Source organism: Aulosira sp. FACHB-615 (assembly GCF_014698045.1).
Taxonomy (GTDB): Bacteria; Cyanobacteriota; Cyanobacteriia; order Cyanobacteriales; family Nostocaceae; genus Nostoc_B.
On sequence record NZ_JACJSE010000033.1, the window covers coordinates 14,981 to 27,946 of the forward strand.

The 12,966-nt window shown below is 37.5% G+C and carries 11 protein-coding genes; 3 read left to right on the top strand and 8 right to left on the bottom strand.

All coding sequences use genetic code 11. From position 1 onward, the window contains the following. Window positions 1-43: 43 nt before the first annotated feature. Window positions 44-763: a hypothetical protein gene (locus H6G77_RS29820; protein WP_190593329.1), complete on the bottom strand. Its 720-nt coding sequence runs from the start codon at window positions 761-763 to the stop codon at window positions 44-46. A 455-nt stretch (window positions 764-1,218) separates the two neighbouring features. Between H6G77_RS29820 and H6G77_RS29825 the strand changes: the two genes are divergently transcribed. Next, a complete protein-coding gene (locus H6G77_RS29825) occupies window positions 1,219-1,398 on the top strand; it encodes a hypothetical protein (protein ID WP_190593328.1) in 180 nt (59 codons plus the stop codon). 18 nt (window positions 1,399-1,416) lie between these two features. Here the strand turns inward: H6G77_RS29825 and H6G77_RS29830 are convergent, their stop codons facing one another. Continuing rightward, window positions 1,417-1,890, bottom strand: coding sequence for a hypothetical protein (locus H6G77_RS29830; RefSeq protein ID WP_190873481.1), 474 nt, complete (start codon window positions 1,888-1,890; stop codon window positions 1,417-1,419). Window positions 1,891-2,105: 215 nt separating this feature from the next. Here H6G77_RS29830 and H6G77_RS35970 point away from each other — a divergent pair, with 215 nt between their 5' ends. Beyond that, the gene (locus H6G77_RS35970; RefSeq protein WP_242049347.1) at window positions 2,106-2,291 is read left to right on the top strand and encodes a hypothetical protein; all 186 of its coding nucleotides are present in this window, start codon (window positions 2,106-2,108) and stop codon (window positions 2,289-2,291) included. 223 nt (window positions 2,292-2,514) lie between these two features. Here H6G77_RS35970 and H6G77_RS29840 read toward each other — a convergent pair whose 3' ends face one another. Together H6G77_RS29840 and H6G77_RS29845 are read right to left on the bottom strand one after the other, a co-directional pair. Beyond that, the gene (locus H6G77_RS29840; RefSeq protein WP_190873482.1) at window positions 2,515-3,399 is read right to left on the bottom strand and encodes an HNH endonuclease; all 885 of its coding nucleotides are present in this window, start codon (window positions 3,397-3,399) and stop codon (window positions 2,515-2,517) included. Window positions 3,400-3,675: 276 nt separating this feature from the next. Further along, window positions 3,676-5,130, bottom strand: a complete 1,455-nt coding sequence (locus H6G77_RS29845; protein WP_190873483.1) for a caspase family protein — start codon at window positions 5,128-5,130, stop codon at window positions 3,676-3,678. Window positions 5,131-5,167: 37 nt separating this feature from the next. Between H6G77_RS29845 and H6G77_RS29850 the strand changes: the two genes are divergently transcribed. Next, entirely contained in the window at window positions 5,168-5,452 is a 285-nt protein-coding gene (locus H6G77_RS29850; RefSeq protein ID WP_190873484.1) for a hypothetical protein, read from the top strand. A gap of 630 nt (window positions 5,453-6,082) precedes the next feature. On the opposite strand, the gene H6G77_RS29855 is transcribed toward H6G77_RS29850, so the two are convergent. The 4 genes from H6G77_RS29855 to H6G77_RS29870 all read right to left on the bottom strand — a co-directional run bounded on the left by H6G77_RS29855 (window position 6,083) and on the right by H6G77_RS29870 (window position 12,945). After that, window positions 6,083-7,375 (bottom strand): SUMF1/EgtB/PvdO family nonheme iron enzyme, encoded by a 1,293-nt coding sequence (locus tag H6G77_RS29855; protein ID WP_190873485.1) that lies wholly within the window; start codon window positions 7,373-7,375, stop codon window positions 6,083-6,085. Between the two features lie 149 nt (window positions 7,376-7,524). Continuing rightward, window positions 7,525-10,185: a formylglycine-generating enzyme family protein gene (locus H6G77_RS35975; protein ID WP_242049348.1), complete on the bottom strand. Its 2,661-nt coding sequence runs from the start codon at window positions 10,183-10,185 to the stop codon at window positions 7,525-7,527. Continuing rightward, on the bottom strand, window positions 10,185-11,294 hold the full coding sequence (locus H6G77_RS29865) for a MoxR family ATPase (RefSeq protein ID WP_190873486.1): 1,110 nt from the start codon (window positions 11,292-11,294) through the stop codon (window positions 10,185-10,187). The genes H6G77_RS35975 and H6G77_RS29865 overlap by 1 nt, the downstream gene beginning before the upstream one ends. 16 nt (window positions 11,295-11,310) lie before the next feature. After that, complete coding sequence (locus tag H6G77_RS29870; RefSeq protein ID WP_190873487.1) at window positions 11,311-12,945, bottom strand: hypothetical protein; 1,635 nt, start codon at window positions 12,943-12,945, stop codon at window positions 11,311-11,313. Window positions 12,946-12,966 lie beyond the last annotated feature (21 nt).

Here is a 12,966-nt window from a genome sequence, read left to right on the forward strand (position 1 = left end):
GATTTATTTAAATAGCTCCTCAAGCTGAATGTCTTTTATTAATTTAAAGTTCTTCACGGATAATTTCATACCAAAAAGATAAATCTTTGACTTTATGAGAACCCATTTGAGGATGTCGCCCAATCCCAAACCCATCTCTATACTGCAACCATGAATTACGGTATACTCCTATAGTATTGCCAGTAACTTTATTCAGGATTTGATAAGCTAAATTACCTAAAATTGATGCCCCACCAATCGCAGTGGTTACAGTGCTAACCTGTGGTGCAGCTACAGCTAGTCCTAAGAGTGTTCCGATTGCACCTTGAATTTCAGGCGATTGCAAGTTCTTATAAAGTAAGGTTGCTAAGTCTTCCGAGTCTTGGCGATCGCGGGATACTGTGATGAAGATATCTAAGAAATGAAGAGCCTGTCCATAGAAGATTAGTAACCCGTTTTCACCTGTAGGCAAACGATCCTGACTTTTAATTCCTGGGAAACGAAAGGTTTGAGGCATATAAATGCTTGCTGCTTCACCTGCTGTTGCGTTACCGTGAATGACCAGGGCATCTAAGCGCATCTGTGCATCACCAAACCATTTTTTTGTATCCCAAATCATAATATCTTGCAATCTTACAGCCAAATTCACAGCTTGCGGTTGGCTACTAGATTCTCGACTATTACTCCTATTCTGTTGTTCAAATCTCATTTCACGCTGTATCTGCTCAATAGCTACAGCATCGGGAGGAATAACTTCATCAATTAACCATTCCTGTTGAGTCATCTATTGCTCCGCATAACTGCTAGTCCAAAAGCGCATACAAAACTACAAATGTACAAACACAGAATGATACTAGCAGCCTCAAGCATGTTAACGATAGTAGTTAAACTTAAGCAGAATCGAAACCTTTGCTAAAAACTTGCTGTGTCCGTGATGTAGTTTAGATTTCAGCGTTAGCTAATTTTAACGGAGATTTATGAAATGGGAAAATTTTATGTTTACATTTATACACACTGCAAGAGCCAACAATTTTGCAAAGGAAAACCCTAAAGCAACCTGGAGAAACAATCGCTTTTCTTTGACAGTAGCCGTTTTTGATCAGTAGCAGATGATGAGTGCGATCGCCTGTAGCAGTATGAATGAGAAAGGTTCAACTGAAAGCTTGGGAACGCTGAAGTAGGAGCAATCAGTAGTATTGTTATCGATAAAATACTGCTCTAGAGGAAAACCAGAAGTTAATGAAAAATCTTCGTTGGCAGCGAGTTTTATTGACGGCAGGGTTAATCACGTTAACCATCTTCGTCGTTGCTACTGCCTACCGCGAATGGCAAGCAAAAACACAAGGATGGTGTGTCCGTTTTGCGCCTGATGGTAGTCAGAAGGTTTTGTACGGAGGCGATTGTTGGAAGAAACCTTAGTGCTGACGAGATCGTACTTCAGGTAGTCGCATACCTCAGCACTCGCTCCCACTCCCAACGCCACGCAGTCTCTACCTTAATTTCTTTACCGTTGGTAAACTTGATAAATTCTGTGCCTTCATCATAAAAAACATCAGCAACAAGGCGATTGCGGACATCGTACCCCCACGTTTTGGCTGCTGCGTTCCACCATCTCTGCCCAGGTGATTCTAGATTTGGTCGTTCCAAATATTCATCACGCCATGCTTTTGGCTTCCACTGGTCTCGTAATGCACTCACCAAAATCGCATTTGGAAAATACTGCTTTTCATTCTTTTGTAACCACAGCACATACTCAATTGTTCTTCTGAGCGCATCTTCTAACCCGTAAGTACAGCCTTCTAAAGCGTTTTGAACTTCTTCGAGTGAGAACTTAACGCCAAGGCTGACTAACGCTCGTTCGTATTTTTTGAATATCTCATATTCAACTGAGTCTTTTTCCCAGAACCACACAGTTAACACTTCTCCCTATGCAGTTATTTTCGCTTTCTTATAGTTTAATGCTGGTAGAAATACTCTGCTTGTACCCCGCAATTTCGGCTCAATGCAGAGATTCAAAGAACCGTTAAGCGGTATTGGGATAATGTGCCGGGGGCGGGCGATCGATCGCCTACCTCAAAGAAGCGTTACGGACTTGGAAAGGAATTAAATCACCGGAAGCCGTGTTTGTGGCTGCTTGCAAGGAGGGACGGAAACCGGAATCTGCACAGGCTAAATCTGAAGTGATCGCTTGGTTTAAGTGGGCGCGGAAAAACAGGATTGTGATTGCGATGTTGGGGGAAACTGTGTACACGCCGGATGGTGAGGCGGTAGCGTTGGCGGAGATGATGCGGCGGTTTCCGGTGTGGGAGTAGGGCTGTATGTCTGTCCAAAATCTCGAAGTAGTCGATTGCTGAATGCCTGTACAGTCAAGGCGCAACCCTCGTAGATGAAAAAGCTCAAGATGCCAGATTTATTCAAAGAAAATCTGGGTTTCTTATCCCAGTACTAATAGAGCGATTTTTTAAAGGTAATTAAATATAGATGTAAAGAGTTTGAACTTAAAGCTAATATTAATACAATAGTGAAATTCAAAAATTAAAAATTATTGATTATAATAACAATTTTGATTGGACTTTCATGTTGCATCATTGATGATGTAATAAGCCTCGTAGTTTCTCTTAGCTCATAAAGAATAAATTTTTCTTCACATCTAGTAATTTTTAAATCGTTGTTCATAGGTATAATAACTCTCCAGAAAAAGAAACTAAATAAGCATATATTTATTACTAAATTTATGTTTTCTTGTTCCAGAGAAATTATATGCCTAAGTTTATTTTCTCCGGTGGTACGCCTTCTTATAATATTTTCAGATTCTTTATGTGAAAGTAATTCACATACTACAGGGCTAGAAATACCATTACCGCCTGGATTAAAATTTCCTTTGCCCAAGATTGCTTCGCGAATTTTAGCAAATGCTAAGTCTGAAAAAAAAGTTTTATCAGTTAATTTATATCTTGTATTTAAATAATGAGCGCCGCCTAAAGCAATTTTCAAAATGGAAGGATAACTTTTTATAACAGTTTTTTTATTTTCTAATTCAAATTCTATTTTTTCAATGTTTATTTGAGGAATTTCTTTTCCTGAATCTAAAGCATGACATTTTAATTGAAAATCTATATTTTTATTAGAAAGAATTTCCTGATAAGAAAAATTAACATCAACTAGCTGTCCATTTTGTAAAATAGCCCGTCCTACTCTCTTAATACATCTACTTTTATAAAATTCAAACATCCAACTTAGTCGATGTAATTCGTCATCATAAGTTCCTCCTAATAATCTATTACAGTTTTTGCAAACTGGAATATGCCAAGCGCGACCACCACCAATACTTTTTGGTACAAAATGTTCTTTTGTTTTTTCTTCTTCTGATTTTTTCTTTCCACTTCTGATTCTATTACAGTAAAGGCAATAAAAAGACATACTATGAAAACCGTTAAATAATTGAAATTATAGTTTATAAAAACTTTGAACTTCTTGTAGACGATTATGCTTACGCTTACATCTTGGACTGTTTTGACCACCTACAGCAAAATCTACAGTATTTAGCAGTACACACCTGTAAGCTAGGAATTCAGATACCATCAGCCAATTGTTATCAGATGCCATTCCCATATATCCGATTTCACAAAATCAAAATGTTAGTTATTGCATAAGAAATGAAGTTGATTATATAAATAGTAATTATTGATTAAAGCTTTATCGACCAAGCCAAATTTCAATATATCCTGGTTTACCACTAGAATCATCATAGTATTTAGCTGTAATTACTTGATTCGATAAACGTGAGCGCACAAACTTAACTACTATATCGGCTTGCTCTTCATCAGATCGGTTAAAGTATCTAACCTCCGGTTCATTTGGTCTAGTATCATCTTCTATCTGTTGTGCTCCAAAAACATTGAAACCTGCTCTTATTAACTCAGATTTAAGGTCATTTATTATTTTAGTTTTATTATTTGTTCCTGCCAGCAAGAATATCCTAGTATTGCTTGTTGGAAGTAATGTACGTGTAGATGTAGGTGTAAGTAATTGACCTTTAAAATTTTCACTACCTACAATTACAATTGCGTCTCCCAAAGTTATCCCTCCCAATCCAATCCACTTTAAAAACTTTTGTCTACTTATTCGCTCTTGACTAGTTGAATTTTGCTCATGTTTTGCTTGATTCTGAGTTAATGCCAATTCTTGGGTTGACCTACCTCCACTTGCAAGAATTGTAAGCTCATCTGTGATTGTCGGCTCAAAACTTTCTCCCTGACGCATAGCAATTCTTTCAATAGCCTCAACTGCTTCCCAATCACCACGAGATACCGCTAAAACTCTGACCCATAATTGCTTCGCTAATAATAGATCACCCCGATTTTCCGCCAATAATGCTTGATACTTCAACGGCTCTACATCTCTTATCCTGGCTGCTTGCTCTAATAAGATGTAGTACATCTTGTAGGGCGGCTCCGCTTTTAAAGACGGATGTTGCTCAGATTTTTTATAATAAGCATTTAATTCAGGTACTCTGTAGCGTAAATGTTGTTCTAAACGCTCTACTGTGGCACAGTTGGCTTCGCCCTGTAGTCGCAATCCCTCTAGCAAGCTGTAAGTAAATGAGCCATGCTGTAATTCATCTATTTCCCATGATTTTTGACTAGCAGCACAGGAGTAAAAAGTAATCACTCCTTTATGTTCCTGCATCCCCACGCCTAAGCCAGAGCGATCGCCCTCATCCCGGCAAGCATCGATTAACAATACTACATTGTCAGCGCCACACCTGCGTAGCCTTTGCGTTACATAGTCAACAGAGATGGCAGTTGTATAATCTGTTGGGTCACTATCTAAAAACATCAGATAGTCTTGGTCTACAAAACGCTTCCCATGACCTGCAAAGAAAAACCACAAGTTATCTTCTGGTTTCAATAACGGTTCTTCAAACTGTGCATTTAGAAATCGCTTAAAACGCCCTTGAGTTGGCAGGGTTGGAATTGGCGGATTTGCTGGAATAGGCGCAGAGTCTTCGGTAAACAGAAACACTTGGTCGAAGTTCGCTTCATTTTCAAACCAAGCCTTCATCGCCTCTGCGTCTCGTTTGGCATACTTTAGTGGCTGAAGGTTGTCGTAATTGTTTATCCCGACTACAATTGCCCAATTCTTACCCATGTCTGTGTTGATTATTTGCGCTTGAATTTGAAAGTCATTGCCCCTTTACCACCAGCTTGGTTTACATCGCTTTGGGCAAGGAACTCTGCTGGGTATGTATCGCTGGCTGATTCTTTCGCTGACTGCTTACCTCATTGCTCATTGGACTTATCTGCATATTCAATCTGCATCACCACCTGATTGGGGTCAGGCTGCACAAATAGCCCTTGAATCTATTTTCCCTCATATAGTTGTGTATCTTCTTTTACTTAATATTGAACGGCTAACTCCCCTTGCACGTAGTCATGGTTTTGACATCCAAATTTCCAGGTGCAAGATGTGAGTTAAATGTGGTTTTACCCAAAACTTGGACAAAAAGGACAGGATATAGTTCACGACGTAGGCGGTCAAGATATACTTCAAACCTATGATTCGAGTTTAAAAAACCTGAAATTTAGCTACAGCAAGTAATCTAGCTCAAAAAATTGCACACAGAGCGATCGCCTTTCTTGACCATTAAAGATGTGTGCTATGAGTGCGATCGCTAATCATTGATGAGGAATTAAAAGTGTTTTTGGCGTTTTTGAACTATTTATTGACCGTTTGAAGCATAACTTATGCCAAAAGTTGAATATATTGGATGAAATTGGAGTATGAGGATACTCGTTTTTTTGAAAATGTAGTAAACCCTACTTTTGGTCGTATTATGATTCATAAATTCAACTTGCAGTCATTATTTGATTCACAGCATGAGATGTTGATTGTTTGAAAGCCTTGAAATTACGTTAACTTTCTGTCAGTTTATGATTCAAAATCTGGCCATTTTTTGGGTAAAACCATATTAAATCACCCGAAGCCGTGTTTGTTGCAACTTGTAAGGAGGGGAGGAAGCCGGAATCGGCTTGATCAGCTTTCTGAAGAACTTACTAGATAAGGGTTTTAAAATGTGCAAGTTGAGAGATGCTGGTCAATTTTAAATATTGCAATTTACAAGTCTCCAAATCAAAGCAGCAAATCTTTCTCCTAAAAAAGTATCAGGTTCGTTTCTCGTGTTAAACCAAATTTCTCGAAAAGGTAAGCTACCTCTAGGTGCAGACAAACCATAAGTTACGTTCTCGTATTTGATCCAACTTTGCCTAACTCTCCATCCAACTTGATCACCAAATTTTTTCCAGGCTTCTTCATCATACTGACCATTAGCTTTACCGCCGAGAGCTAAGTAAATTTCTTTCTGAACACTAAAGCTAAAGTGTCCACTACTGTAAGTCATCCATAATTTGTCAATTTCACGAAGCATTTCACATGGAATGGTAAAAAATTTTTCTCCAGTCCAACCGTTTCCGATATATTCTTTCATTAATTCATGAGTTTCCTTATCTGCTTGTTGCCACTGGCCTTTTGCTAATAAATCCCGTAGCTGCCTGTACTGCTGGGGAATGTCAGGCGGTATTTGCAATCTTTGTTCTTGAGGATTACACACAACCCGAAAACCAATATCGTAGGCTTGGAGGTCGGGGACGTGCTTGTTGCGATAAGCAGAACGGCAGTTTTCAGGAGCATTGACCCAAGACCCACCTCGCAGCAGTCGAGAGTGGCTATTATCATTAGTTAACCATGCACCACCATTTGTTGGCGCTCCCTTATAATTATCATGCCAATGGTCACGACACCATTCCCAGACGTTGCCGTGCATATCGTATAACCCAAAATTATTAGCTACGCCAAAGCTGCCTACTTCTGTAGTTTCTTCTCGATACGTTCCTTTTACCCCAGCACCGTAAGTTTCAGTACCTCGATAATTTGCCAGTTCTGATGTAATTGTTTCGCCAAAATGGAATGGTGTGATTGTTCCGGCTCTACACGCATACTCCCACTCTGCTTCAGTTGATAGGCAGTAATTTCTTTTTGTATGGGCAGTAAGGCGATCGCAAAATTCCACTGCATCGTACCAAGAGACTTCCTCAACTGGTCGATTTGCACCTTTAAAGTTGGATGGGTCTGGGTCAAGCTCCCGGTTAACTTGTGGCATAGCAGCAACTGCTTTCCACTGCTCTTGAGTGACTGGATACTTACCTATGCAAAATTGCTGAATGTTTACTAAATGTTGAGGGCTTTCTGAATCACTGCGCTTTAGTTCACCTTCTGGTGAACCCATCATGAAGCTACCACCCGGAATCAGAACCATCTCTAACCCAATTTCATTACCCAAGTCTTCTGTGTAGTATTGGGCTGTGTTCTGTATTTGGTTTATAACTACTTTTGGCATTTATTACCACTAAGTTGACTTTCTGACTTGATAGTACGCTTGGGAAATTCTCTGGCTTATTTTTGAAAAAAAATTTAAATACTCCGCTTCGCTAACAAAGGAAAAAAAGAACAAGTACAAAGTGTAAAAAGTAAAAAGTATAAAATTTACTAACTAATCATATCAACCTCGCAGACAACACGAAACCCAACAGCGTCGATGATGAGCTTGTGATCCTCTCTAGCATGATTAAAACGAAACGCAGAGCGGCAGTATTGAGGATTCAGGAACCAAGCACCGCCCCGCAGTACGGCATTTTTTTGCTTTTGATAAAAATTGCCATTATTATTAAACCAAGGGCTGCCATTTATAGGCGCTCCTTCATAGTTATCGTGCCAATCGTCTAGACACCATTCGTACACGTTTCCGTGCATATCGTATAACCCAAAATTATTCGCTACTCCAAAGCTGCCTACTTCTGTTGTTTCGCCTCGATACGTTGCTTTTACTCCAGTTCCGTAAGTGTACTCAGCATTATAATTAGCCAGTTCTGATGTAATTGTTTCGCCAAAATGGAATGGGGTTGTTGTACCAGCACGACACGCATATTCCCATTCTGCTTCACTTGGTAGACGGTAGCTTTTGCCTGTATATTGAGAGAGGCGGGAGCAAAACTCCTCCGCATCGTACCAAGAAACAAACTCTACAGGACGATTTGCACCTTTAAAGTTAGAGGGATCAGGCTTTAGTTTTCGGTTTACTCGTAGCCAAGAGGCTACTGTTTGCCATTGTGTCTGCGTTATTGGGTATTTGCCTATGAAAAATTCTGGGACAGTTACTTGGTGTTGCGGGCGTTCATTATCAGTGCTATTTTTCTCTCTTAGGGGAGAACCCATTGTAAATTTGCCCCCAGGAATCTGTACCATTTCTAAATGAACGTCATTCCCTAAGTCTTCAATAAAATATTGAGATTGCTGACGACGCTTGATTATCAATCCTTCTTTTCTTTTCAACAAGCCTGATTCTTTTTGTTCAATGATGGCTATTTCAAATTCAAAAGGTTGCAAAATGGGAGATAGCACATCTTCAATAGTGACGGTTGCAACTTGAAATTCAAATGGATGAAATGGAGGGAAACCCTCAAATTTTATTGATGGGCTTAACCCTACAGGCCCAACCCTGCGCTCTATTTCCTGAACAAATTCAGAATAAAGCCCGCCTTTGCGCTTCAGAACTTCCGCCGCTACCAATGCAAAAAAACGATTACGCTCAACTTCTGCTTTATTCTCACTTTGAATCCAGTTGAGATCAGCTATAAACTCATCTAGAGCTATGCCAAATTTATTTTCAATATACTTAGATAATACCTGGACTGTATCTGGAACTGGGGCTAATTCCAACAGCAATGAACGAATTTTAGTATCAATAAAATCATACTCTACTTCATCAGGGTTTTGTCCTGCTTGAGGAGTTTCCTTTGGTTTCAAAATACCCCCAAGCAAAACTTCTGCCACATTCACTTGGTTACATTTTTTAGGTAGTAGAGCGTTCTGAATTAGTCGAATTACAGGTAAACTTATGCTTGGCGAGGCTGCTAGTAATCCAGCTAATCGTCTTGCCATTGGAGAGGAAGCAACTCTAAACCGTTGTACCAGTTGTTCTGGTTCATATCGAGATATTAACTCAGTGGATTTTAATGGTATTACAGAAGGTTGGAAATCCAGTCGAAATATATACCCTGGTACTAGTGTATTTCCTTTCCCAGCGACCATTTCACTCCATTCTAATATCATTGATGGTTCTAAACAAAAGACAGGTATTCTGACTTCTTTGATACGGGCTTGTGCTTCTGATTTTTCTAAATCAAAGCGGCGAACCACTGACAATTGCTGATTAGATAACATTGGTAATAGTGCAGAAAAGTGTACCACTTCAGCTTGTCTTAACGCTGTCCTTACCCACAACCATTCTGGTAGCATCTGTACAATTGCCATAGGGCTACTATCTGCCCAAACTTTTAGCAACGGTAAAACTTTTCCAGTTTGCCAAATTGAGGAAACACAGTCTGTAATTAAGAGTATCAGCCGACGATTGTTAGGATCGATTAACTCTTGAGGTGAGCGCAGTTGTGTTTCTAACATTGTACCAAAACTCAGGCGGATTCCTATTTTCTGATTTTTATCTACCAATAATCCCCAAGTACGTACATCACGAAATATCCCATAGTTTTTTAACAGTTTTTGTAACTCTAAAATTGTTTGCCACCAAATTAACATTGAGGGACTTTCATCTACTACCAATGCTACTTCTAACCGGGGGTCTAGGATGGGTTGAGTTACTAATTGCCAAACTTTTTCCTCTGCAATTTTTTGTGCAGTTTTATTTTCGTCTAAAGTAGCTTTATATGACGGAAATCTTTGTATCAGAGGACGAAGAGCGCGAGCAATGTCTAAAGCATTTTGAATGACAACTGGGTTAGTAACTTTGAATGGTAAAGGTTCCTTTCTAATTTGTAGAGAGGAAGAATTTCTAGTGAACAAACCAAGCTTAGGGTTCTGGTTTCTGGAAGGAGGTTCTTTAGAAGGTTCTTCTTCATCAAATGGCAGTAACTTTTGATTTTCTGTATCCTTTTTTTGTCCTGAATCTGGAGTAGCATTATCAGTAAAAATATCAACATCTGGGATTGTATCAGATAAGTTCTTATTAGAACTACCAGAGTTTGTTTGATTTGTAGCCTGCTGCCTAATTAACGTAAGCCAGAAGATATCTGCTATTTCTTCTGCTGTTAGATCCAGTTCTTTTTTTAAGATAGCAATTAATGATTCCATCATTAGTCAACTTCTCTACTAGTCGGTGAACTAAATAACAAATCTTTTATGCGTTTGCTATCCGCATTTTGAGTCAACAAATAAATAGTATTTAAAAGTTGATCAGTTGCTAAATTACCTTCTTCAGTATAATTCTTGTCTCTAAAGTCTTTAATTAGAGATTGGAATTGCTCAATTTTATCTGTACCCAAGTGCGCTTTAACAATTTCTTGCAAGTCTGACTCTTCTGGCTCTGGCATTTGCACTCGTAAACATCGTCGGAGAAAGGCAGGTGGAAAGTCACGCTCTCCATTGCTAGTCATAATAATTAAGGGAAAAGCTTGACATTGAACCTTTCCTTTATAAATATTTACCTCTAACCCGTCATTAGACTGTACAATCTGCACTTCATTATTTTGTTGTTCTTGATTATTGCGTTGCTTGGCTAAACGAGCAAGTTCAGGAATTGGATATTTACCTTCTTCCAATAGGTTGAGTAAATCATTTGGTAGATTAATATCGCTTTTGTCAATTTCATCAATTAATAATACTCGTGGATATTCACAAGGTAAAAAGGCAGTTCCTAGCGGGCCTAGTTGGATGTACTGCCCAATATCACGGTAACTGAGATTTTTAGCTTCTGGATCTGTTTGGCTAAGTTGGGCATCTTGTAAGCGGGCGATTGCATCGTATTGATATAATCCTTCCTGTAGTGTGGAGCGAGTGGTAATCGGCCACAGTAAAACAGGCCCTAGTTTCAGTTCATAAGCGATCGCATAAGCTAGTGTGGTTTTTCCAGAACCTGGTTTCCCTGTCACCAAAAGCGGCCTTCGTAAATAAAGAGCAGCATTTACCGCATCAACAACTTTACGCTGATTCTCATTATTCTCGCTAACTCTAAAGTTTTTTCCCCTTTCAATATCCCGCTTTCGCTCTTCACTGTTAGCAATTTCCTGTAATTGCTCCCAGTAGCTTTTTTCTTTTTCTGTAAAAATTAAAGGTTTTGTTTCTCCAGACACGGAAGAAAATTTACGCCAACTAGGTGGTTCAATACCAACTAATCGTTTTTTTATATCTTTATCTCGATATGGATCTGGCGTTCTGTTTCCGTAAAAAATTTTCCAGTCACTCATTTCAGTCCCTTCTAATTTACTCAGTTAAAGGAATATACAATTCATCTGGAATTGCTGAACCCCAACGGTCTGATTCATATAAAATCCCTAAATTATAACCTAAATATTGCTCACGAATAGTTTCTTGTTTTTGATATACTTGTTTACGTTTATCTCGGATTCTATTTAGCAAATTCTTTGGCTCACTAAAACAATCTAAATTAACATTAATAAGAATCTCTTTAAATTCTCTTATTTCGTCTTGATTAATTTTTCTAATCCAAATAGCAATAGGTATTCCACTATATACAATCCCTTTAAATACATTTCTTCGGTTAATATCTAATGTTGGTAAACAACAATTTAATTTTAATCCTATTTTTCTTTCCTCAAGTCTATTCACTAAACATTTCCATTCGGTAAAATCTATTTGTTCTAAATATTCAAAATACGGATCTGCTTGAATTATATTCATAGGAAATTCTTGCTGATTATTCTTCTTTAAAATATCTCTCACCCTTTCCCATGCTTTTTGTAAACGATTCCATTCTTCAATTTCTATCAAGCGATCATAAGATCGATATATTAAGTTATACTCCTCTCCAATTGATGTAGTATCCATTCTTGATTTAGGGATTTGTAAATGTTCAATATCATAATGAAAATACTCTATTGGTAAAAAGAACTCTATTGTGAGATTATAAGGTTTTTGCTCTTCCTTAAGGATTTTTTTGCTTTCTGTAATAAACTCAAAAATACTTATTTGGGTTTGTTTATCATTCTTTTTAAATAAAACTGTACATCCTTTCATTGATGAATTACTTTTTAAATCCAAGGGACGAATATCCTTATTGGGTAACTCTAGAAAGGCATTTAAACAAGATTTACCCTTCTTAGGTGGTTCAACTAAAATTAACAAATACGCATTAATAATATCAGGATATCTGGTTGAAGGTATTTCTTTAGTCTCTACAGGCTTCAAACAGTTTTCCATTTGCTTTTTAATTTCTTCGTCATCTATTTTTTCACGCAGCTTTTCAACAAAATTTGAGATTAAAGACTTACAATCTTTTCGGTCAGGATATTTCTCAATTAAAATTTGCAATATACAAAATAATTTAGGGATAGAAGTCAAACCGTTATTATTATTATTAATATATTCTATATCTTCATTACAATAAATGTGAATCCAAGATGGTAAGATTTCCAAACAACTATCTATCACTAATTGAAAATTTTCTATTTTGAGTAAAAGGAGAATTAAGTTATTATTTTTGTATTCTTGATTTTTATTTAAAATTTCCTGTAAAAAAGGTTCAGCGTTTGTTGAAATTTTGTCTATTTCTGATCTAGTAAAGTTTTTTAAAATCTTTGATAATTCAATAAAACTTCCCTTGTCTGTAGAATAATTATCAAATAAATATTTAAAATAAAATTTCCATAAATTTTTGTTATTCAATTTATTTTGAAGCAAAATATCTAAAAAATTAGGAATATTACATTCACTTTCGATTTTTTTAATTAAATCATAAAGAAAGTTATCATCATCCTGGCTAGTATTAATATTGCTCCACCAATCACTACATTTATTCTCGTCTAATATTCTTTGTAAATCTTTTAGATTAGGAAAAGCTGATTTAATAACTTCTCTAAATTTTTGTAATTCCCGCATTTAAAGTAACCTAAATATTAA

Coding starts and splice junctions, on each gene's coding strand:
- H6G77_RS29820 (WP_190593329.1), bottom strand. CDS start 763: ATGACTCAACAGGAATGGTTAATTGATGAAGTTATTCCTCCCGATGCT.
- H6G77_RS29825 (WP_190593328.1), top strand. CDS start 1,219: ATGAAAAATCTTCGTTGGCAGCGAGTTTTATTGACGGCAGGGTTAATC.
- H6G77_RS29840 (WP_190873482.1), bottom strand. CDS start 3,399: ATGTCTTTTTATTGCCTTTACTGTAATAGAATCAGAAGTGGAAAGAAA.
- H6G77_RS29845 (WP_190873483.1), bottom strand. CDS start 5,130: ATGGGTAAGAATTGGGCAATTGTAGTCGGGATAAACAATTACGACAAC.
- H6G77_RS29855 (WP_190873485.1), bottom strand. CDS start 7,375: ATGCCAAAAGTAGTTATAAACCAAATACAGAACACAGCCCAATACTAC.
- H6G77_RS35975 (WP_242049348.1), bottom strand. CDS start 10,185: ATGATGGAATCATTAATTGCTATCTTAAAAAAAGAACTGGATCTAACA.
- H6G77_RS29865 (WP_190873486.1), bottom strand. CDS start 11,294: ATGAGTGACTGGAAAATTTTTTACGGAAACAGAACGCCAGATCCATAT.
- H6G77_RS29870 (WP_190873487.1), bottom strand. CDS start 12,945: ATGCGGGAATTACAAAAATTTAGAGAAGTTATTAAATCAGCTTTTCCT.